Source organism: Legionella jamestowniensis (assembly GCF_001467745.1).
Taxonomy (GTDB): Bacteria; Pseudomonadota; Gammaproteobacteria; order Legionellales; family Legionellaceae; genus Tatlockia; species Tatlockia jamestowniensis.
The window spans coordinates 52,230-74,185 of sequence record NZ_LNYG01000013.1 but is presented as its reverse complement, the minus strand read 5'-3'; the positions used below and the strand labels follow the sequence as shown (position 1 = coordinate 74,185).

Genomic DNA, 21,956 nt, shown 5'->3' with positions numbered 1-21,956 from the left:
ATTTATAATTAGACAAATTTTTAATAAATTGCTCTTTTTAGAATGACGGATAACAAACATAATTATCAAGGTACTGTAAGTGCTTTAATCCAGCTGACAAAAACAAATCTAGATAAGCTTGGAAAAAGGATTGTCGAAGATTTTCAGCAACACGCTCAACTCGATGAAATGATCATTGGCGACTGGCTAAGGCTCCGAAATGTCCTGAATATGTATAAGGCTTGTCATGCCTTTTTTAGTGGAAGTGCTTTTTACAGAACGGATACGTATCACTTTATTAATCAATTGCTGCCACCCAAGGAGAATTATACTTCCTTAACGACTATGTTAGGGCTAGCACCTATTGAATATTATAATGTGCAACAGGATTCGCCCTCTAAGCGACTGCATATTTGTAACTCCTATGTCATTCAAGAGGACAATTTTAATCCCTCACAAACGCTACTGGAGTTATTATTTTCGCGTACTTCATTAGAGTGTTCTGCATCAATACAAATTGCAAATTATTTAACACTGCTTGATTTCTTTCAATTGATTCATGGTAATAAAAAAGGGCAGGCCATCTTTGATGTTATTTTTGGACCGAAATCCAGTGACAGCCATAATTTAAATCGCCTTCGAGTTGGCAGTATGGGTAGTCTCTGGACTGGAGATTGGTATGACTTTACACCGCTCTATTTTTTCATGACGCTAGGAAATGAAGATATTGCGCTCAGTAATTTGAAAAATACCCCTGAGAAATACGTTGGTTCTCGTTTTTATATAAAAGGGGATAGCGATTATTTAGAAAAACATCCAGAAGGAATTGCTCAAGGATGGAATGTCATTTTTATAGGCCTTGATGAAAAAGGTAGCCCTCTATTTTTAGCAGCCAACGAATATAAGCAGCGATCTGTTTTTACTTATCATGAGATGTTAAGTTTACTAGCTACGGGTTTTAATCAATTTCCTGACGATTATACGAATTCTTTAGTGTACAAATTTGTTGAAGAGAGGGATCTGGAAGGCTTTAAAAAAGGAAATCAAAGTGCATTTGATACTTCAATGATTAAGTTATTCATCACTAATCTGCCTGAAGCGATGAAACGTCTGCATGAATTTTGTGATAACGCTTATATATATCTTATTAGGCGCCAAGGATATGATACCAAGTCTAACACGATTAAACCTACAGTTATTCATCGCCCACTCATTTCTCACACGCGTGATGATCATGACAAAATACTATTGAATTTTTATAAAACTAATTTTAGAGGAGATCCAGTAAAAAAGACTTGTAAAGATGATCAATCTCTTCGGGTACAACCTAAATCTATGTTTTTTTTCCCACATTCAGGACAAAAAATAAACGATTTAATTGCTAAAGCGTTGGATTTAATAAGTAATTTATATACTCATTCATCAAATGATGAAGAAATGGAAATTTTTTGTCAGCAATCCTATGCGGCGTTAAATCATTATCAATTTAAATTGGAGCAGGATACACTTCAACAAATCGAAATAGAAAAGCTGGTTGATTTTGTTAAAACGCTAGAGCACTTGTATGAAGGGCTTGAACCATCAACAGTGGAGCGGATTTCGTCATCCTGAAATGCGGCATAAACTGCAGGAATAACCTCCTGCGCTAAACATCAGGATTTCATTTGCTGGAGATTCTTTGCTTTGCTTAGAGTGCCGGTCTTTGCAACAGTTTCTTGCCTAAAACTTTAGTAATCAAACCTTAAAAAGCTAACTTCAATTGCTGCCAATATTGACTATAAAGGGTCAGGGTTTCTTCGCCGACATCGCGCTGAAAATGGCCGCGGTTTAAAACCTCTTGAGAGGGATAGACGATAGGGTTTTTACTGACCGAATCAGGTAGAAGCGCTTTGCTTTTTGCATTGGTAATGGCATGGCCTTCTATGAGGGCAATTTTCACACCAATATCTGGTCTTAAAATAAAATTGATAAATTCATAAGCCTCTTCCAAATGAGGGGCATTAGAGGGGATGGCAAGGCAGTCAACCCAAATGACAAACCCATCTTGTGGGTAATTAAAGGCAATTTTATTATTTTCTACTTGGGCTTTAAATGCATCACCATTCCAGGAAGACCCTGCTATCGCATCTTCATCAATCATAATGGCCTGGACGCTATCACTGGCAAATAGCTTGATGTTAGGAACCAGTTGCAGCAGATGATGGAATGCTTTATCAATGTGTTCAGGGTTGGTATCGTTTGGATCAAAGCCTAAACTCATTAAAGCAATTGCAAAGATTTCACGAGAGTCATCCAATAGCATTAGCTGCCTTCGCCAGCGTTTTTGCCAAAGTTCTTGCCAGGTTTTTGGTGGGTTCGCTACATAGTTTTCATTATAAAAAATACCCGTAGCTCCCCAAATAATAGGGACGCTATAGTAGTTTCCTGGGTCATAATCGGTATGGGTAAAATTTTCTGCCAAATTGCTTAAATTAGGCAGTTTCTGCGAGTCAAGACGCGTTAACATACCCTGTTTTTGCATACGTTCAACAAAATAAGCAGAGGGTAGGATAACATCATAAATACTTTTGCTACTTGCTTTTAATTTGGCATACATCGTTTCGTTGCTGTCATAAGTCGAGAAGTTAACGCGAATACCTGTCTCTTGCTCAAATTGCTGAACCACTTTCTTGGGAATTTCTCCTCCCCATACGTAGACATTCACAACCCGCTGCGCCCAGGTCGAAGTTACAGCAAGCAATAAAGCGAAGAGTAGAATGATGCGATTCATGGTGATTTACCTGATAAACGGTGTGAAATAATGACTAGAACCATGGATACCAAAATGGTAATAGTGCATAAGGCATTCAATTCGGGTGTCACTCCAGCCCGTACTAAGGAGTAAATGGTTAAGGGCAAAATGTTAAAATCAGGACCTGCTACAAAATAGCTGATAATGACATCATCAAAAGAAAGGGTAAAACACAGCAAAAAAGCACTTAATACGGCAGGCCACAGCAAGGGTAATAAAATTTTTGTTAGCGCGGCAAAGCGTGAGGCCCCCAAGTCAAGCGCGCTAAAATAGACATTGGGATCTAACGTATGAATCCGACTGTTAATGGTTAATACAACAAAAGGTATGCAGAAGGTAATATGGGCGATTAACAAACTAAAAAACCCCAAAGGGATATTGCTGGCGTTGAAAAATATAAGGAGAGCCACACCTAACACCAGATCGGGGATAATGATTAAAAGCAGCAGCAAGGCATTTAGTGAGCGCTGGTGGCGGCTACGAAAAAGAAACAAATTTACACAGGTAAGCAAGCCTATTGTGGTAGCAATGGTTGAAGCACTTAAGCCTAAAAGGACTGAGTGGGCAAACGAAGCCCATAAACCGCGGTCTTGGAAAAGCTCGTTATACCAGCGCATTGAAAAACCATGCCACTGCAGGGAAAACTTCGCATCATTGACGGAATAAACGACCAGCACCAAAATGGGCAAATAAAGCAGCGAATAAATCAAAAAAAGAAAGAGTTTTTGCGAAAAGGTTTTCACCGCAAATCCTCCTTATTTTGACGTCGAAATAGGACTAACAAAAATAACAAAAGGGTGGTTAAAATGACACTGGTTGCAGCGCCTTGTGGCCAATTACTTAAAACAAGGAATTGGTCTTGAATTAAATTGCCCAGCAAAATAGAGCGAGCACCGCCTAAGACATTAGGGATATAGAATAGCGTCATTGCAGGGAGCAGCACCAATAGACAACCGGCAGCGATACCGCTCGCCGTATTCGGTAAAAAAACGCGAAAAAATATATTACGTTTACTGGCGCCTAAATCTTTGGCAGCTTCAATCAGCCTGAAGTCAAAACGCTCCATGTTCGTGAAAATGGGTAATACCATAAAAGGAAACAAGTTATAAATTAAGCCGGTAATCACGGCAAAGTTGGTATAGAGCAATGAAAGTGGGCTATCAATCAGGTGTAGTTTTAGCAGAATGGTATTTAGTACACCTTTTGCTTTTAGAATGGCAATTAGAGAATAGGTTCGCACTAATGAACTTGTCCAGAATGGAATAATAATTAACAGCAATAATAAAGATTGATGCCTGGATTTAACGAGCAAGTAACTAAAAGGATAGGCCAACAGCAAACATCCTCCTGTAGTTAATAACGCTATCCATAGAGAACGAAAAAAAATTTTCACAAACGTAGGTGTTAGCAAGGTAGAGTAGTTGTCCCAGGTAAATGGTGTGGAAACCAAATGAACACTGTCTTTGGATAGAAAACTCGCTATTAATACCAAACTAAGCGGTACGAGGCAAAAAATAACTAGCCAGGTATAGATGAAATAAATTGAAATCGAGCGAACTTTCATGACTCTATCCGAGCCAATTCAGCAGTAAAATTTTCAAAAATAAATGTCTTCATTGCTATTCATCGTTAATGGTATAAGGGATTGCACGTTTAACAGCTTAACTATTTAAGAGCGTGGCAATAAAACTTCCCAGCCAGTGAGCCAGTGTACCCAGACGGTTTCATTCGGCGAGTATTCTAATTTATCATCATCTTCATCAAAAAACTCAGAAGCATTAATAATTTTACCTGAAGCCAATTCAACTTTTAAATCCACTGTTGAACCTTTATAAATGATGTCGATAATTTTACCGGGTATCATGTCATTGGTATCTTCTACTTCAGATAGACTCCAGACGCGAATATCCTCAGGCCGAACGATTAAATGCAATTTATCTCCAGGTTTGTAATGGTTGGTGTTTTTGCAATGCAAAGGCATCGATTCAATTGTAGTTAGCAAGGTGTGTTCAGAGGCTTCAATCACTTCAATATCGAAAATATTGGTTTCGCCTATAAACTGTGCCACATAAATATTTTTAGGCGTTTCATACACTTCTCTAGGTGTGCCAATTTGTTCAATATGACCATGGTTAAAAATCACAATGCGATCAGACATGGAAAGCGCTTCTTCTTGATCATGCGTGACGAAGATAAACGTCATATTAAGCGTCTTTTGAAGTTGCTTTAACTCAGACTGCATGTCTTTACGCAAGCGATAATCTAAAGAACTTAAAGGTTCGTCTAGCAATAAAACTTGTGGGCGGTTAATAATAGCTCGCGCGATAGCCACGCGTTGCTGTTGTCCGCCACTCAATTGCTTAATATTACGGGCTGCGAATGACTCCAGTTGCACAAGGCGCAGGGATTCTTGAACCCTTTCTTTAATTTGTTTTTCGTTAACGCCTCTGCAACGCAAGGCAAACGCTACGTTTTCATAAACTGACAAATGGGGAAAGAGGGCGTAACTTTGAAAAACAGTATGGACATCCCGTTTTTGAGGGGGCAGGGCGTTAACACACTGACCATTGATATAAATATGCCCGGCAGTTGGCTGTTCAAAGCCGGATATCAATCGTAATAAAGTTGTTTTGCCACAGCCCGATGGTCCTAGCAACGTCAAAAATTCTCCATTAAAAACAGATAAAGTGACATTATCGAGAATTGGCGATGAATTATAAGACTTATGAAGTTGTTTAATTTCTATAAGTGGCGTCATGGGCTCTGGTTTTAAAAAGGGCAATTATGCGGTCTGGAACCCTACTTGTCCAGACCATTGTTTTTGTAATGATAAAAATAAACAATTCACTTACCAAAGGGAAACGGGTTGGGTTAGGGTTTGTATGCTGCATATTTCAGAAATACCGCCATTATTGCAGACAATAACCCCCGTTGTTTCATCCACCTTTAAAACGCCACCTTGCCATAGACAGCAACCTTGAATTTTTTGTAAATCCATCACAGCATGTCGGGTACAGTAGCAAGAGGAATAGTAGCCATTCGTACAAACATAACGACCAGCGGAAGTATCGCAATAATTAATGCCGCCCATGTTGCCGCAACAGTTCATTTTGTCACACTCGGGTGTATAGGTAGTGGAATTATCGCAGATCATTTTTACCTTTGTCCCACCGATTACTGATGGAGCAAATAAACAACAGGTAATAGCAATGAATAGACTACACAATAACCGCATGGTTTATTCCAACAATTGATTTTTATTAAGAATAACATAGCTGGAAACAAAAAGAAGCTCTACCTTATCAGGGTAAACAAATGCTCATCCTGAGTATCCCAACACGATGGTAAACGTCAAAAAAAAAAGACCGTCATCCCGAACGTAGTGAGGGATCTGCTTTGTATCAGGAGATGTCTCACTACGTTCAACATGACGGACGTTTTTGGGAGTGCCTCAGCCTTTTTGGGACAAAACATTGGACAAGAATTTACAGGGAAAGCTCTAGTGTTAATGTCTCTCAATCGGCCACAGGCTCCAAGGGCACCACAAGCCACATGATTAAATACACTAAAATAGCGGAGCCACCAAGTAAGAGAAGTAGTATAAAAATTAATCTCATTACGGTTGGATCCATATTAAAATAATCTGCCAAACCACCGCATACACCAGCAATCATTTTGTCGCGACGCGAACGGTAAAGCCTTTTTTTAGAGTCTTGATTTTGAGGTAACTGTTTCATAGGGTATTCCTGATTGTTAGTCTTTTATAATCATTGTAGAACATTGATTAATGATAAAGAGAATAATCAGGGGAAGTAAAGAAGAAAAACATGCTTAATTTTCAAACATAGAAACAGGGTGAACTATATCGGCATATTTCCAAGCTTCGGAAAATTGCTGAAAAATGTCATTTGCTTCTTGAGTTTTACCCAATTGTTGTAAGCTCTTCGCCAAACCGTAAAGTGCCCAGCCATTTTTTGGGAATTGTTTTAAATCTTGTTGGTAATACTCTATTGCTTTTTCAGGATAACCCCACTTTAAGTAGGCGTCAGCCAGTATTTCCATAACAGGGAAATACCAGTCTGGCGGTTCGTGATAGCGCATGTTTTGCTGTAATTTCATGGCTTTCTGAAGGTAATGAAACGTGCTTTGCGGATCATGGTTGGCATCAGTAATATTCGCTTGAAGAATTGCTTTTGCAATTTTCAAGAGATGAATACCATTTTTTTGCAAATTCTCATTATTAGGGCCTTGCCTGATAATATGAGATAATTGAACCAACTCTTGGCGGGCTGCCATTTTATTATTAAGATGAAGTAACGCCATGCCCTGAACATAGTGCCACATACCGAGGGCATATTGATATCGTTTGGGCGGTTTGGCTTCCTCCAATACTTCTTTCCACATCCCAAAGCGAGCTTTAACATAAGAGGGGATAGGAATATACCATTGCAGGGAAGGCTCATTGGCTAACCATGCAACAAAAGGGGGGCTAACCATTGATTGTGCGGCTGACAAGGCCAATGCTTTACGACCTTCAAAGGTCGCGGTACTTCTTAGAAAGTCGTAATTGTGAAAATAAAGATAGTTAATTTCAGGCTCAAACCCTTGGGCACGGCAGGCATTGTTATATTCATTGAACACGGCAGTCGCCTGTAAATTCGATGCACTCCCTTCGTGAAAACGCCCTGTTAGCATGTAAATGTGAGTGGGCATATGGATTAGATGTTCAGAACCAGGAACAAGGGTCTGCAGACGATTGGCACTTTCTAAAGCTTCTTCCGGTGTTGGAGAGGTTTCTATCACATGAACATAATAATGGTTTGCACCTGCATGTAAGGGTTCTTTATCGAGAACTTCTTTCAAAATAGCGATAATTTTAGGTGTCACAGGGTTAATTTTGCCCTGGATATCCCAGAAATTCCATTCAATCGTTTCGAATAAAGCCCAGGCATATAAAGCTTTTGCATGTTGATCATTGAGATATTTTTTAATTAATTTTTCCATGGCGTTAGAATAAGCCAAAATTTCCTTGGGCGTCGATTTATCAAAAGTAGTGCTAGCAGTATGGCAACTAAAAGTGGTGACTTTTGCTGACGTTATTTTTTTAGGTGGATGCTGAAAACGCAAGGCTAATGCATTGATATAACCCTGTTCGTGGGGGGTCTCATAATTTTTTAAAGAGACAGCCTTTTGAATGGCGGCACGTGCAACTTTATATTCATTGCCAGACATTGGCGCATTAATTTTAGAGCCTAAGGCCAAAGCAAGTCCCCAGTAACACATCCCACAAGTAGGATCGAGCCGTGTCGCCTCTTTAAAAGAGCGAATGGCCTCCCCCCATTCAAAACCATAATACAACATTAAACCTTGCTCAAAAAAACGTTGCGCAAGCGGATTTTTTGTAGAAACAGAGAAATTTAAAGTCCCTAAATTATTAAATAAAGGGGCTTCCGATATTTTTTTTCCGAGAAAAGCAAAGGAATAGGTGTTGAAAAGAAAAAGAAAGAAAAATAGTAAAGATTTAATTCGCATAAGGGGATTGGCCAGTCAAGCTTTTAATTTCAGCAAGGAAAAAAATCTAAGCTTTAATTTTCCATGCGAGTAATACATTTATGATAGCAATTTTTTTCAGCGACGTCATTTGCATGACTCAAGAGATAGGATTCTATTGGTTATGGCAGGGGGTAGAAAACATGGTATTTAATTTTCTTCCAGGGCGGGGACCGCTCCTGCCAATTCCTGTAAATCCAAATCCACTGATTCAATTTTATGAAAACGTTGTGTTATTTTCTTTGCGGAGGTATTCACTTCCGAGACGTCTTGATGTGCCAAGTCAATATGTTTGGATAATTTATCCATACGTTTTTCAAAGCGTTGGAAATCATCCGCCAGCGCTTGTAAGTGTTTTTGAATAATATGCACATGTTTACGTGTTTCGTCATCTTTTAATACGGCTTTTGCAGTGGTTAGCACAGCCATCAATGTGCTTGGGGAAACCAACCACACTTTTAAACGTTGGGAAAGTGCTACGATTTCGGGATAATTGGCGTGAATTTCTGCAAAAATGGCTTCCGCTGGAATAAACATCACCGCACCATCGGCCGTTTCGTTAGGAATAATGTATTTCTCAGCGATGTCTTTAATGTGTTTTTGTAGGTCTTGTCGAAATTGCTGCTGTAGAGATTTTCTTTCTACTGAGGCATTATCTGTGTTCATTAATTTTTGATAAGTTTCTAGAGGAAATTTAGCATCAATGACAACATTACCAGTTGGATCGGGTAAAAATAAAATGCAATCGGCTCGTTTCTGATTGCTTAGCGTGTATTGCATACGATAATGGGTGCTGGGTAAAACATTAGCAATCAAAGTGGCCAGTTGTACCTCACCAAAAGCGCCACGCGCACGCTTATCCACTAACACATCCTGCAGACTAACGACATGGGTTGATAATTCAGTAATTTTTTTCTGTGCTTCATCAATAATGGTTAAACGCCTGACGACATCTGTAAAGGTAGACGAAGTTTTTTCAAAACCTTCAGTCAGTTTGTGGTTTACTTGTTGAGTCAAACTGTGTAAATGATTACGTATTTCTTCAGTGAGTGATTGCAAATGGGAGGTTAAAGAACTGGCGTGCTGCTTAAAGCTATGGTTCATTTGTTCACGGACATCGGTCATTTGCCGCTGAATAGTGTCGCTGATTAACTGCTGGCTTGCCAGTTGGCCTTGCGTCATTTTTTCTTGGATATGATGCTGGCTGGCTTGGTAAGATTGCTGTAAATCGAGATGTACCTGATGAAGTTGTGTAATAAATGCTTGTTGGATTTTTTCAGTTTGAGCTTCCGAAAATGTGCGTTGTTTTGCTTGACGCCAAAGGATCCAAAGGCCTAGAAAAACTTGGAGAACAAGTGCTAAGGCCATGCTCTCCAGAAGTGAAAATGAAGTAAGAAAAGTCATGTTATCCTAAAGATGCTAATTCAATGGGTGTATTATATTCATAAACTGGTTTTAACTGACCAAAATCTATCAGATGAAGATAGCCTAGATAATATGGAGCTTTATAATCAGTTTTTAGCCCAGAATCAAATGAAAAATTAAGGGCATGTTTGCCGGGGGAAAGCCAGGCTGCAGATTGAACCGCGGTAATGGGGTGTAATTTGCCCTGATTATCGCTGCCAAAAAGAACTGCTTCCAGGGCATAACGACTACCGGTCGCTACTTCCACCTTGGCCGAAAAGGATAGAGGTTTATTGGCTATTGGTTTAATTTTGTAAATGGTGGCTGAAGGAATAATATAGGAAAAGGCAGTGTGAGCCTGGCGTATAATTGTTTGCTCGCCTAAAAGTGTGGAGGTTACTACATCAATATACCAGTTTTCTCCCTGTGGGTTTTTATCAGACATTAAATCCACATGGCCTTGATAAAGGTTATCCCTGATTTGTTCGAGACTAATACTGGTGATTTCGCCAGAAGGATTAATTAAAGAAGCAGTTATCTCATCAATAGGGTAATTTAATTCATCATCACTTAAGTGGATGGTCACTGTTAGTTTATCCCCATAATGATAACGGCCTTTGTTAGTTTCCACACTTAAATAGGTAGGGGCATTCCTGTCAAAAACGTGAATGATAAAAGAGCCCTCGTCGTTGCTTAAACGAGTATTACTTCCCAGAATAAATTTTCCTGAACCTAACTCCTGTTTGAATTGCAATGCCAATAATTGTCCCTCTAAGGCAGTATTATTCAGTGCCTCATTTTGTGAAAGCAAATGTGATGCTTCTGCCAGATTAAATTGTTTGCCGTGGCTGTTTTTAATGTAAAAGGACGGGATGGTTTGCGAGGTTGAATTTGCTTTCGCTATATGAATGACAGCACCTGGTGCTTGTGTATGAATGGCAATACCTTCATTTAATTGCTGCGCTGTCGCTTTAATGCGATATTGTCGGCTGGTTTGTTGATGCAGAACATTATCATTCAATGGTTCATCCTCAGTCGCCCAACTGGAATTTAAATCATCATGGGATAAGTTTTCGCACTGAGTACATTCGTATGAAACCACCGATTGTGTAGGTAATGTTATTGCAAATAATGGAGTAAACCCTACGGCAGTTGCCAAAAAAACTAAATGGGATGATTTCATTGCAACCCTCCTTGTGCAATTAAGTCTGTGCGAATTATATCTTCAAATCCAAAGCAAGTGTGTCGGCTTTGGTTGTGGCTTAAAGGAGTTTGGTTTTTCGTTTTTTGCCAATCATAAAACCATATTTTACCTGCTGCGGCTTGTGAGCGGCAATTTAGGAAGCCATCTGAACAGTTGTCCAAGTATACTTGAGTAAGTTTTAGGCCGGTATTAAGCAAGTATCCATTGCAATAACTGGCTTTGGAAAGCGGCGATGCGGTGACATCGGTGCCAATGATGACACGAAATGGTACAGGGACAGAAGGACGTCCGCTGGTGCCAAATAATAGTTCGCCATTGTAAATGGACATATCCCCTATACGTTGTTGTTTGACAGAATCATTTTTATAACCTAACAACCAGCCCACTTTCGACTCAAAGCTTTGGCCATCAATTACGAGGTCTGCTAAAGGTGTACCCGCACTGGATGGCGCTATGGCAATAATCTGGCCTATTGTTTTACTAATTGCCGCATAACGTGCATCAAAACTTGGATTGGATAAAATCCAGCGCATTATATTGGCGCCGTTTGAGTGGGTGTAAATGGTTAGTTTGGAAATTTGCTTATTTTTAATAAAGTCTAGCAATTGGTTGGTTACGCAACCTGCGGCATCTTCATGCCACATGTAACGGCTAAAGTCACACGCTATTACCACATGATTGCCTGGATCGGGCAGGACATTCGCGACCGAATCAATGAACGGCCTTTTCCAATATCCGCCATCAGCATCTTCACGATGATCATTGGTGCCATGAATAAAAGCAATGCCAATATTTTCAGCAAAAGAAAAGGAACCAAAGAAAGTACAACTCAATAAAAAAAGGCAGGCAAGAAAACGTCGTAAGTCCATATATTTCATCCTTGTCTAAAACCCAAGCGATATCTATAGCATACACTGGCTTTGCCCGGCAAGTGGCGGCAGGGAGCCCTTTGCGGAGATTCTTCAAGCAGCTTACGCTGCTTTCAGAATGACGTGAGGTAATAGTAAATAGCACGGTTTACCTCCTTCACGTATGTCATCCTGAAAGCGGCATAGCCGCTTGAAGGATCTCTTGGTAGTGGCACAATTCAACATAATGACCTATACAAGTCCTCCCATTGAGGATTAAATGTACTAATTAAGTCATCTTTCTTTTTTCGAGACCATCCTTTGATTTGTTTTTCTCTCCCAATAGCGACGACGATATTTTCGCAAGCCTCATAGTAGATTAAGCGATCCACATTGTATTTTTGAGTAAATCCACGTACCAGTTTATTTTTATGCTCATAAATGCGACGTATCAAATTATTCGTTACGCCAGTGTATAAAACGTTGTGATGCTTATTAGTTAATAGATAAACGTATGACTCAGTATGCATAATAACTTCCTGTCAGGTATGGACTCTAGTTGAACTAGTATTCTTCGGAGAATAGTATACTACCCTTTATGCTAAATTCACGAGATACTTCAAGCGTCTACGCCGTTTTCAGGATAACGTGGGGGTGCGGTGTTGTTTTAATGAGAAAATGCTAAACTCCATCTTTTATTCAGAGAAAATTGCTTGATGAGTCAAGAGCGTGTTTTAAAAAAAATTAATGAATTACGAGAGCGCATTCGTTTGTATGATTATCACTATTATGTATTGGATGCTCCCTTGGTTCCTGATATCGAATATGACCGCTGTTTTAAAGAGTTACAGCATCTTGAGAATGAATATCCTCAATTGATTAGTCCGGATTCACCCACCCAACGGGTTGGTATAAGTCCTGAGGGCACTTTTGAAGAGGTAATACATGTTAAGCCTATGTTGTCTCTGGCTAATGTATTTACTAACGAAGAGCTGCAAGCGTTTATGAAGCGTGTTGTCGATAGATTGGATAGCACAGAACATGATTTACTGTTTACCTGCGAGCCGAAGCTCGATGGCCTTGCTGTTAATTTAACGTATAAAGACGGTTTTTTGGCGTATGCAGCGACTCGTGGCGATGGGGCTGTGGGTGAAAATATCACTAATAATATCAAAACCATTGCTGCTGTACCTCTAAAAATATTAGCCGAAAATCCCCCTGGATTGGTTGAAATTCGAGGTGAGGTGTATATGCCTAAGGCTGGTTTTGAAGCTTATAATGCGAAAGCTAGAATGACCGGCGAGAAAACATTTGCTAATCCGCGTAATGCTGCTGCAGGAAGTTTACGGCAATTGAATGCCGCCATTACGGCGTCTCGCCCCTTAGCCATTTATTTTTATGGCATTGGTGCTTGTGAGAATTTTGAATTACCAAATAGTCAATTTGAACAACTTGAACTGCTCAAGCACTGGGGGTTTAGGGTTTCAAGTGAAACTCGAACAACGAGAGGCTTGCAAGGCTGTCTTGATTATTATAATGACATGCTAAAGCAGCGAATGGATTTGCCCTATGAAATTGATGGTGTTGTTTACAAAATTGACAGCATCAAATTGCAGCGCGATCTGGGTTATGTCGCGCGAGCCCCACGTTTTGCCTGCGCCCATAAGTTTCCTGCCAGTGAGGAACTAACAGAGCTATTAGCGGTGGATTTTCAGGTTGGACGTACGGGTGCATTAACACCCGTTGCCCGTTTAAAGCCAGTCAGTGTGGCTGGTGTAACCGTTAGCAATGCCACGCTGCATAATATGGATGAAATTCAGCGTAAAGATATTCGTATTGGTGATACGGTAATTGTCCGCCGTGCTGGCGATGTAATTCCTGAGGTGGTTTCAGTGGTAGTGGAAAAGCGTCCCGCAGAAACCCACCCTATTCATTTACCAGCTCATTGCCCCGTCTGTGGAGCCGATGTAATTCGCGAGGAGGGCGAAGCGGTCGCACGCTGTACAGGAGGTTTGTTTTGCAGTGCTCAACTGAAGCGCATGCTTTGGCATTTTGCGTCACGACGAGCAATGGCAATTGATGGATTGGGGGCCGGTATCATTGAATTGCTGGTGGAAGAAGAATTAGTAAAAGATGTTGCTGATCTTTACACACTGGATTTGGATACGTTGGCTAATCTTCCCAGAATGGGCAAAAAATCTGCTGAGAATTTACTAGAAGCGCTGGAAAAAAGTAAAAAAACGACATTCCCTCGTTTTTTGTATGCGCTGGGTATACGGGAAGTTGGGGAAGTGAGTGCCCGGGTGCTGGCTAGTGCATTTCCGGATATTCCCTCTTTAAAAACTGCCTCTGTTGAACAATTAATGGCGTTAAAGGATATAGGGCCAGTTTGTGCTCACCATGTGGTGCATTTTTTTGCCCAGCCTCACAATTGTGACGTGATTGATAAATTATTAACCTATGGGGTGCATTGGCCTAAGGAAGAACGTAAGCTTGTTGATGAAAAGCATCCATTTTTTGGTAAGACCCTGGTTCTAACCGGCACTTTAAACAGCATGGGACGAGAGGAGGCGAAAGCTCAGCTGTTGGCCGTAGGGGCTAAGGTTGCTGGCAGTGTGTCACGTAAAACTGATTATGTTGTTGCTGGGGCTGAAGCAGGCTCCAAACTGGATAAAGCCTTGGAATTGAATGTTAAGGTGCTGAATGAAGATGAATTTCTTGCTTTGCTTACTTGACTAAAAAGTCGCGGACTTCCATCATAATGATTTTGAATATTTTAGGATTTGGCTTTGGAAGTACTTGGCAGATTAAGGATTTTTATTATGTTACTGCTAAGTACGGGTGTCTCCTTTGCGAACCACTGGATTTTAAATAACCCTTATCCGGATGATGCGTTTGCAAAAATTTATTATTCTTCGTTTGCCGAGCAACCAAAAACACTCGATCCGGCGAAATCTTATTCAAGTAATGAGTATCAGTTTATCGCTCAAATTTATGAGCCTCCTTTGCAGTATGATTATTTCATCAGACCTTACACACTGGCACCTTTAATTGCTGCTGCAATGCCTAGGGTGCGTTATCTTAATAAAAATCGACAATCCCTTCGCAACCCTAATCCTGCAGACATTGCTTTTTCTGTTTACACCCTTCATATCAAGCCGGGTATTTATTATCAACCACATCCCGCGCTGGCTAAAAATGCAAAAGGGGAATACGTTTATTTTAATCTTGATGCAAATTATCTCGAAGATAATGACATTAATAAATTATCCGATTTTAAGAATACAGGCACGCGTGAATTAATTGCGGATGATTATCTCTATCAAATCAAACGCCTGGCAAGCCCTGTCGTTAACTCTCCGATTTATGGGTTGATGAGTGAGTATATTGAGGGTTTTGATGAATTTGGCAAAAACTTGCCTAAGGGAAGCTTTATAGACTTGAGAAATTACTCAATGGCAGGCCTTCATAAAATTGATGATTATACCTTTGAAATCACCATAAAAGGTCTGTATCCCCAATTTATGTTTTGGTTAGCGATGCCTTTTTTTGCACCCATACCTTGGGAAGCGGACAAATTTTATTCTCAACCGGGGATGGATGATAAAAATTTAAGTTTTGATTGGTATCCGATAGGTACTGGTGCTTTCATGCTGACTGAAAATAATCCAAATCGTCGCATGGTTTTAAGAAAAAATCCTAATTTTCGCGACGACTTTTTTCCAGCACATGGTTCTGTGGAGGATGAAAAAGAGGGCTTTTTACAACATGCTGGTGAAAAACTCCCTTTAATTGATCAAGCGGTTTTTATCCTTGAAAAGGAATCAATCCCTCGCTGGAACAAATTCCTGCAAGGTTACTACGATTTATCGGGAATTAGTGCGGACAGTTTTGATCAAGCCATTCAAATTAATGCTGCAGGCAAGCCCACATTAACAACTGGCATGCGGAAGAAGAAAATACGTTTAGTACAAACCACCGATCCTACTATTTTTTACATGGGGTTTAACATGTTGGATCCTGTGGTGGGCGGAAACAGTGAAAGGGCACGTAAACTCCGCTTAGCCATTTCCATTGCGGTTAATTATGATGAATACATTGCCATTTTCTATAATGGTCGTGGTAAAACAGCGCAGGGGCCTATTCCACCTGGTATTTTTGGTTATAAAGAAGGGAGGGAGGGCATTAACCCCTATGTTTATCGATGGGAAGACAATAAACCCCAACGTCGTTCGATTGCAGATGCGAAACGTCTTATGCGTGAAGCGGGCTACGCGGATGGCATTGATCCCAAAACTCAACGACCACTCATTTTACACTATGATGCACCTATTTCAGGTGGACCTGACGATAAAGCAATGCTTGACTGGATGCGTAAACAATTTGCCAGTATTGGTATTGATTTAAATATTCGCGCAACACAATACAACCGGTTCCAGGACAAAATGCGAACAGGCAACGCACAAATTTTCAGCTGGGGATGGCATGCCGATTACCCTGATCCTGAAAACTTTTTGTTCATGCTTTATGGCCCCAATAGCAAAGTCAAACACAATGGGGAAAATGCTGCGAATTATAAAAATCCGCGCTTTGACAGGTTATTTGAATTAATGAAAAACCGAAGCAATGATGCCGAACGTCAAAAAATAATTGATACCTTAGTAGAAATCGTAAGGCATGATGCCCCTTGGGCATGGGGAATTAACACGCAAAGTTTGATATTAAGCCAGCAATGGGTTTCTCCTACAAAACCTAATACGATTGGTACCAGCGGATTAAAATACATGGCAATTGATGTTGGGTTACGCAGCCAATTGCGTGAACTATGGAACAAGCCCGTGCTTTGGCCAATCGGCCTGTTATTTTTAATGGTTATTTTGTTACTATTGCCCCTACTTTTTGCCTATTACCAAAAAGAGCGGCGCAGTGCTCCGAGAATAAAATTATGATTCAGTATTTATTCCGTCGAATCCTCTATGCGATTCCCATTTTATTGGGAATTAATATCATTACGTTTGCGCTATTTTTTATGGTTAATTCACCGGATGATATGGCGCGTATGCAGCTTGGGGAAAAACATGTAAAGCCTCAAGTCATCCAGCAATGGAAAGTACAACATGGCTATGATTTACCCTTATTTTATAACGTCAACGAAACGGGTCTAACAACAATTACCCAAACCCTTTTTTTTCAAAAATCCTTGAAATTGTTTGCTTTTGATTTTGGTGTATCCGATGCGGGACGGGACATCAGTTATGATATTTCTCACCGAATGTGGCCAAGTCTTGCCATTGCCCTCCCTGTGCTTATTTTGGGCATTATAGCGAATATCATTTTTGCCATGTCAATGGCATTTTTTCGCACGACCTTACTTGATATCAGCGGTGTGGTTTTATGCATCATCCTCATGTCTATTTCCAGTTTGTTCTACATTATTGGTGGTCAGTACCTCTTTGGGAAAGTGTTACGGTTAGTACCTATTTCTGGTTATGATAGTGGATTGGACAGTATCAAATTTATTATACTACCAGTACTTGTTGCGGTCATTGCCGGTTTGGGGGCTGGTTCGCGATGGTATCGCAGTTTATTTCTAGAGGAAATGAATCGAGACTACGTAAAAACTGCCAGGGCAAAGGGCTTATCCGAAGTAAGGGTATTGTTTCGGCATGTACTAAAAAATGCCATGCTCCCCATCCTTACTGGAATCGTTGTTTTAATTCCCTCCCTATTTATGGGAAGCCTGGTTTTGGAATCTTTTTTTGGTGTACCCGGATTAGGCAGTTATATTATAGATGCCATTCAACAACAAGATTTTGCGATTGTCAGGGCGATGGTATTTTTAGGTTCTATTCTTTACATTGTTGGTTTGATATTGACTGATATTTCCTACACGTTAGTCGATCCACGCGTGAGGTTTAGTTAATATGGAATTTTTATGGACAGATAAATGTTTTCTTGCTGTATTGCTAGTCAGTTTAGTCATTACTCTTTTTAGTTTGCGTAAACAACATATCCGCGTTGCATTTGCGCGCATTGGTAAAAAACCTTTGGCAATGAGTGCAGGTGTGGTGCTTCTCTTTTTTCTAACGATTGGAATACTTGATTCCATTCATTTAAATTCCGGTAATGCCCCGTTAGGTCAAAATGATTCTATTTTAGATAGACTATTAGCGCCACTTGGTGCTACTTATGAAAAGACTTATTCAGCCCCCCTGGCACTAAAGCTTTATAGTGTGGAAACCGTCCTTATTGATGATAAGGTAAAACAACTTTATCCACGTTTAAATTATGTGTCACAAACAGTGAAGAATAACCAGGATAAGCATCAAATGATTTCTGCAATTCTGGTGAAGGCATTACTCATGGCTGTCGTTCTTATCGGCTTACTTTGGTTGGTGATCGTCGTTAGCAAAGGGTTTCTGACTAAAACACTACAAGTGGCACCGGGTAAATCAGGTCTTAGTATTTTACTGACCAGTTTCATTTGCTTCTTTATCGTATTGGCCAGCTATTGGTTATCCCGTCATTTTCATCTTCTTGGAACGGGCAAAATTGGTCAGGACATCTTTTACTATACCGTGAAAAGTATCCGTACGGGGCTTGTGATAGGCATTTTAACGACACTTTTTATGCTGCCATTGGCTTTAATCTTCGGTATTAGCGCTGGTTATTTTGGCGGTTTGATAGATGATATTATTCAATATATCTATACCACGCTCAGTTCAATTCCTGGTGTTTTATTAATCACTGCCTCGGTATTATCCATGCAAACCTACATTGCCAACCACCCTGAACAGTTTACAACCTTGGCTCAAAGTGCTGATGCACGTTTATTTGCTTTGTGTTTAATCCTTGGGGTAACGAGCTGGACAAGTCTATGCCGGTTACTACGTGCTGAAACCCTTAAATTAAGAGAAGTGGATTATGTCACAGCCGGTCGAGCATTAGGCAGCAGCGCGTTAACGATTATTCGCAAACATTTGTTGCCGAATGTCATGCATATTGTGCTTATTACGCTGGTGTTAGATTTTAGCTTTCTTGTCTTAGCGGAGGCGGTACTCTCTTACGTAGGGGTAGGGGTATCGCCCATGACAATAAGTTGGGGAAATATGATTAATGGCGCGCGCCTTGAATTAGCCAGGGAGCCCATCGTGTGGTGGCCGATGATGTCGGCATTTGTCTTTATGTTTATTCTGGTTTTAGCCAGTAATTTATTTGCGGATGCTGTAAGGGATGCATTTGATCCGCATCAGGTTTAGTGGTTAACAAACCAACACAGGATGCATGGAATGTAAGGTTGGCTCGAAAACGACCCAACCTACTTTTCTAACTGTCATGGCTTATTTTCAGGTGTTTCATGATCTTCCACTCTTCTTCTTTTGGCAGATTCTGCAAGGGAATCAAAAAATGAAAAGGAAGGAAGAGAAATCGAACTTTCAGCCGTTGGCAATGGTCGCTTTTTACTTTCCTCTTGTAAGGTGGCAATGGTTGATTGGTGCTTTTTATTGTCATCTCGTAATGCTGTAATTGTGGCGCGCTGGCGCATGAATACAAGAAGGTTCATTGTTGTATTTGCAGCCTGTGTGAATGCTATCACTGCACTGGCATAAAGCGAGTTGACTGTAATTTGCGGGTGTAAATTAATACGGTTATCAGCCTCATAGGCTTCGGCTAAGGTTAGATATAGATGTCCTTTTAAGGATTGTGCCTCTTTATAATCAGGTAAGTTTTGCGAAATCGCGTTAATATGTTTTAGGAAAGGGGCAAGATAGACTTCAAGAGAAGTATTCAATGTATTGCCCAATTCTTCTTTTTTACTTAATAAGTCTTTAATTTTTTCATAACATCGCATTGCCAAACGAAGACGGAGACTGTTGCCCTCTAATGTATTATGTTTGTTGAAAACTGTTGTCATCAGCTCCTCACAATTGGGTTGCTCCAGGTAGACATCTAGAATGGTGTCGATGAGTTCAAATCGATTGCTGGCTACAAGCTGTTGAAATAGCGTTTTTCCTTGGGTTGTTCGAGCGTGTAAATTAACAGGCTGTCTAGTTTGTTTAACAAATTGATCAAGTATATTCAAGTCAGCAAGCAATGCAGCCAGGGAAACCTCTTTATTGGGCTCAGATGGTGGGGCTGTATTTAAGTTTAAAGTCTCCTTTTGGTCTTGGGAGAGGTGGATTAATAAATCTTTTTGTGAATGAAAGGCAAGAATCCAGCCTAATGTTTTTCCTTTTTTCCCTTCATACTCTGTATTTAAATCAATAAATTCAGGGGAATTTTTTACCAATTGACTTAACACGTCGAAATGACCTAGACAAGCTAATGCATAGGCAATGTTCCATCCTTTATTAGGGCCTTGAAGCACTGTTTTACTGAGCGACAGGCTTTGCGGATTTTTTTTGACAAATTTGGAAAATAAATCAATCTGTCCTGCCAAACATAATAGTAAACCTAATGATTCCCCTTGTTTAGGGTGGGTGGGATGGGTGGGACCTGCATTTAGATTAATCGCTTCTGCAGTTTGACTATCCCAGTAGTTGAGCAAATTAAAGTTACCGGAACTCGCCAAAATATAGGCTAAAGTTAATTCTTGACCAGGAACATTTTTGATAGAACAAGTATTTAAAGATTTCGGTGCTATCCCTTTTTTAACAAGTAAACTAACAACCTCTGTGCAGCCTCCTAGCACGAGCAAGTAAAAAGGGGTTATACCTTCAAAATCTCCGCTTGTAATAGGTTTATTCAACTCATCAGTCGAGCAATGAAGCAAATTCTTACTACCAACAAGACTAGCATAATGGATAGGATAAAGACCTCGATGTGCTTCAGCGGGTAAATGATTATAGGGTAGCCCTAGCGCTGCTTGAAGGTGAGCTTCACTAATTCCTTCACCTAATCTCTTGTAACGATCATTTTCAAGCAACCAATTCAATAAATGACGGCGCTTTGTTTCATCATTGCATGAGCAAATGTGAAATAAAAGACCGTAAAGGATGTTTGATGGATCAACATTTTGGGTTTCAAATAAATACTTAACAATTTCCAGCTGCCCAAATTTTGCTGGTATATCAATAGGGAAAACTTGAAGAGGATCAGTTTTTTTCGCTCGTTCTACCAGTGTTTTCACCTCATTCGATCGTCCTTCCATGCAATATTGTTTAAAAAGATCTAAATCTGAAGGCATAGTGACACCTAAATAATAATTAAGCCGTAAAGATTTAATATTATACAGATGGTATTATTTTTGTTATATGGGTAAAATTACCCATATCATCAAGCTATCTATTCGCTGAACGCTTGTAATGCTAATGGATTGTCCACTAAGAGTAATTTAATAACAAAAAAATTAGGCATCTTAAATTTATTTCGAGTAAGATAGCTCATCATTGTTTAATGGGGAGTTATTTATGCCTGACATGCAAAAACCTGACATGCAAAAAGTCATAGAAGAGTTTAGAAAAGGGTTTCAATATTTGGATGGAACGAAACATCGTCGCTCTAGATGCTACGAATTTTGGTATAAGAGTGATTTGCTACGACAAAATTTTACCAACGTGAAGTTAACAGCTGAGATTGAAAAGGCTGTTGAAAACTTCAATACCCAATTAGATTCATTAATCCAAAATAAGGGGAAGCATGACTTTGTTGAACACAAACAAGATTTTTTAACATGTCTCGCAGAGCTATTAAACACTGTCCAGGAAAAGCGTTTTAAGTATGGTAAAGAAGCTACTCATACGTTTATGCATCATAATCAATCTATTTTCGAACGTGTTTTAATTCCAAAAGGTAGTAGTTTTCTTGAGCAAAATGTAGTGAATGGATTAAACAGTATAAGCAATGAATACCCTGAATTGAAAAATAAAATGGATGAGATGATTGGAAAAATTCAAGCAGGGACACCGCCTTATGTCAGGCTACATGAAAGCATGACAATTTATGCCGATGGCAGCCGTTTCTTTTCGGCCAGTGGTCATGAGTCTACGTTAAAAGATCATCTTGAAAATGTTGCACTAAAATTGAATAGGTAGGACTGAAAATTAGGCTTTGTCAGCGGTATCCAGTACGTGTAGAAGCCCGGTTGCTTGCAGTCGGGGATTCTACTTCAATGCTCAAAGCATGAAATCAATGCTTCGCTCCCATTCTTTCAAGTAGCTTCTTCCCTCGAAGATCCCGG

At 40.0% G+C, this 21,956-nt stretch carries 18 protein-coding genes; 6 read left to right on the top strand and 12 right to left on the bottom strand.

Annotated elements, in window-relative coordinates; translation table 11 throughout:
* The first annotated feature begins 42 nt into the window (after nt 1–42).
* Nucleotides 43–1,590 carry a hypothetical protein gene (locus tag Ljam_RS04805; RefSeq protein WP_058448998.1) on the top strand — a complete coding sequence of 516 codons (1,548 nt, stop codon included), beginning with the start codon at nt 43–45 and terminating at the stop codon, nt 1,588–1,590.
* A 130-nt stretch (nt 1,591–1,720) separates the two neighbouring features.
* On the opposite strand, the gene Ljam_RS04800 is transcribed toward Ljam_RS04805, so the two are convergent.
* The 11 genes from Ljam_RS04800 to Ljam_RS04750 form a co-directional block, all read right to left on the bottom strand.
* Complete coding sequence (locus Ljam_RS04800; protein WP_058448997.1) at nt 1,721–2,749, bottom strand: ABC transporter substrate-binding protein; 1,029 nt, start codon at nt 2,747–2,749, stop codon at nt 1,721–1,723.
* Nucleotides 2,746–3,513: an ABC transporter permease subunit gene (locus Ljam_RS04795; protein ID WP_058448996.1), complete on the bottom strand. Its 768-nt coding sequence runs from the start codon at nt 3,511–3,513 to the stop codon at nt 2,746–2,748. Before Ljam_RS04795 ends, Ljam_RS04800 begins: the two co-directional genes overlap by 4 nt.
* On the bottom strand, nt 3,510–4,334 hold the full coding sequence (locus tag Ljam_RS04790; protein ID WP_058448995.1) for an ABC transporter permease: 825 nt from the start codon (nt 4,332–4,334) through the stop codon (nt 3,510–3,512). Before Ljam_RS04790 ends, Ljam_RS04795 begins: the two co-directional genes overlap by 4 nt.
* 105 nt (nt 4,335–4,439) lie before the next feature.
* Nucleotides 4,440–5,528 carry a spermidine/putrescine ABC transporter ATP-binding protein PotA gene (gene potA / locus Ljam_RS04785; protein WP_058450739.1) on the bottom strand — a complete coding sequence of 363 codons (1,089 nt, stop codon included), beginning with the start codon at nt 5,526–5,528 and terminating at the stop codon, nt 4,440–4,442.
* Nucleotides 5,529–5,618: 90 nt separating this feature from the next.
* Complete coding sequence (locus Ljam_RS04780) at nt 5,619–5,924, bottom strand: neurogenic locus notch (RefSeq protein WP_238583741.1); 306 nt, start codon at nt 5,922–5,924, stop codon at nt 5,619–5,621.
* Between the two features lie 361 nt (nt 5,925–6,285).
* Complete coding sequence (locus Ljam_RS04775) at nt 6,286–6,507, bottom strand: PspC domain-containing protein (RefSeq protein WP_058448993.1); 222 nt, start codon at nt 6,505–6,507, stop codon at nt 6,286–6,288.
* A 94-nt stretch (nt 6,508–6,601) separates the two neighbouring features.
* A complete protein-coding gene (locus tag Ljam_RS04770; protein WP_058448992.1) occupies nt 6,602–8,302 on the bottom strand; it encodes a tetratricopeptide repeat protein in 1,701 nt (566 codons plus the stop codon).
* 168 nt (nt 8,303–8,470) lie between these two features.
* A complete protein-coding gene (locus tag Ljam_RS04765) occupies nt 8,471–9,724 on the bottom strand; it encodes a DNA recombination protein RmuC (protein ID WP_058448991.1) in 1,254 nt (417 codons plus the stop codon).
* Between the two features lies 1 nt (nt 9,725).
* A complete protein-coding gene (locus Ljam_RS04760; RefSeq protein ID WP_058448990.1) occupies nt 9,726–10,907 on the bottom strand; it encodes a DUF4785 domain-containing protein in 1,182 nt (393 codons plus the stop codon).
* Nucleotides 10,904–11,797: a hypothetical protein gene (locus Ljam_RS04755; protein WP_058448989.1), complete on the bottom strand. Its 894-nt coding sequence runs from the start codon at nt 11,795–11,797 to the stop codon at nt 10,904–10,906. Before Ljam_RS04755 ends, Ljam_RS04760 begins: the two co-directional genes overlap by 4 nt.
* A 218-nt stretch (nt 11,798–12,015) precedes the next feature.
* Entirely contained in the window at nt 12,016–12,306 is a 291-nt protein-coding gene (locus Ljam_RS04750) for a GIY-YIG nuclease family protein (RefSeq protein WP_058448988.1), read from the bottom strand.
* 186 nt (nt 12,307–12,492) lie between these two features.
* Here Ljam_RS04750 and ligA point away from each other — a divergent pair, with 186 nt between their 5' ends.
* The 4 genes from ligA to Ljam_RS04730 all read left to right on the top strand — a co-directional run bounded on the left by ligA (nt 12,493) and on the right by Ljam_RS04730 (nt 19,035).
* Nucleotides 12,493–14,511 carry an NAD-dependent DNA ligase LigA gene (gene ligA, locus Ljam_RS04745; protein ID WP_058448987.1) on the top strand — a complete coding sequence of 673 codons (2,019 nt, stop codon included), beginning with the start codon at nt 12,493–12,495 and terminating at the stop codon, nt 14,509–14,511.
* An 87-nt stretch (nt 14,512–14,598) separates the two neighbouring features.
* Nucleotides 14,599–16,725 carry an ABC transporter substrate-binding protein gene (locus Ljam_RS04740; RefSeq protein ID WP_058448986.1) on the top strand — a complete coding sequence of 709 codons (2,127 nt, stop codon included), beginning with the start codon at nt 14,599–14,601 and terminating at the stop codon, nt 16,723–16,725.
* Complete coding sequence (locus tag Ljam_RS04735; protein ID WP_058448985.1) at nt 16,722–17,699, top strand: ABC transporter permease; 978 nt, start codon at nt 16,722–16,724, stop codon at nt 17,697–17,699. The genes Ljam_RS04740 and Ljam_RS04735 overlap by 4 nt, the downstream gene beginning before the upstream one ends.
* A 1-nt stretch (nt 17,700) precedes the next feature.
* Nucleotides 17,701–19,035: an ABC transporter permease gene (locus Ljam_RS04730; protein ID WP_058448984.1), complete on the top strand. Its 1,335-nt coding sequence runs from the start codon at nt 17,701–17,703 to the stop codon at nt 19,033–19,035.
* A 74-nt stretch (nt 19,036–19,109) separates the two neighbouring features.
* On the opposite strand, the gene Ljam_RS04725 is transcribed toward Ljam_RS04730, so the two are convergent.
* The gene (locus tag Ljam_RS04725) at nt 19,110–20,963 is read right to left on the bottom strand and encodes a hypothetical protein (RefSeq protein WP_058448983.1); all 1,854 of its coding nucleotides are present in this window, start codon (nt 20,961–20,963) and stop codon (nt 19,110–19,112) included.
* A gap of 223 nt (nt 20,964–21,186) precedes the next feature.
* Between Ljam_RS04725 and Ljam_RS04720 the strand changes: the two genes are divergently transcribed.
* Nucleotides 21,187–21,810 carry a hypothetical protein gene (locus tag Ljam_RS04720; protein ID WP_058448982.1) on the top strand — a complete coding sequence of 208 codons (624 nt, stop codon included), beginning with the start codon at nt 21,187–21,189 and terminating at the stop codon, nt 21,808–21,810.
* Nucleotides 21,811–21,956 lie beyond the last annotated feature (146 nt).

Coding starts and splice junctions, on each gene's coding strand:
- Ljam_RS04805 (WP_058448998.1), top strand. CDS start 43: ATGACGGATAACAAACATAATTATCAAGGTACTGTAAGTGCTTTAATC.
- Ljam_RS04800 (WP_058448997.1), bottom strand. CDS start 2,749: ATGAATCGCATCATTCTACTCTTCGCTTTATTGCTTGCTGTAACTTCG.
- Ljam_RS04790 (WP_058448995.1), bottom strand. CDS start 4,334: ATGAAAGTTCGCTCGATTTCAATTTATTTCATCTATACCTGGCTAGTT.
- potA (WP_058450739.1), bottom strand. CDS start 5,528: ATGACGCCACTTATAGAAATTAAACAACTTCATAAGTCTTATAATTCA.
- Ljam_RS04780 (WP_238583741.1), bottom strand. CDS start 5,924: ATGATCTGCGATAATTCCACTACCTATACACCCGAGTGTGACAAAATG.
- Ljam_RS04775 (WP_058448993.1), bottom strand. CDS start 6,507: ATGAAACAGTTACCTCAAAATCAAGACTCTAAAAAAAGGCTTTACCGT.
- Ljam_RS04770 (WP_058448992.1), bottom strand. CDS start 8,302: ATGCGAATTAAATCTTTACTATTTTTCTTTCTTTTTCTTTTCAACACC.
- Ljam_RS04765 (WP_058448991.1), bottom strand. CDS start 9,724: ATGACTTTTCTTACTTCATTTTCACTTCTGGAGAGCATGGCCTTAGCA.
- Ljam_RS04760 (WP_058448990.1), bottom strand. CDS start 10,907: ATGAAATCATCCCATTTAGTTTTTTTGGCAACTGCCGTAGGGTTTACT.
- Ljam_RS04755 (WP_058448989.1), bottom strand. CDS start 11,797: ATGGACTTACGACGTTTTCTTGCCTGCCTTTTTTTATTGAGTTGTACT.
- Ljam_RS04750 (WP_058448988.1), bottom strand. CDS start 12,306: ATGCATACTGAGTCATACGTTTATCTATTAACTAATAAGCATCACAAC.
- ligA (WP_058448987.1), top strand. CDS start 12,493: ATGAGTCAAGAGCGTGTTTTAAAAAAAATTAATGAATTACGAGAGCGC.
- Ljam_RS04740 (WP_058448986.1), top strand. CDS start 14,599: ATGTTACTGCTAAGTACGGGTGTCTCCTTTGCGAACCACTGGATTTTA.
- Ljam_RS04735 (WP_058448985.1), top strand. CDS start 16,722: ATGATTCAGTATTTATTCCGTCGAATCCTCTATGCGATTCCCATTTTA.
- Ljam_RS04730 (WP_058448984.1), top strand. CDS start 17,701: ATGGAATTTTTATGGACAGATAAATGTTTTCTTGCTGTATTGCTAGTC.
- Ljam_RS04725 (WP_058448983.1), bottom strand. CDS start 20,963: ATGCCTTCAGATTTAGATCTTTTTAAACAATATTGCATGGAAGGACGA.
- Ljam_RS04720 (WP_058448982.1), top strand. CDS start 21,187: ATGCCTGACATGCAAAAACCTGACATGCAAAAAGTCATAGAAGAGTTT.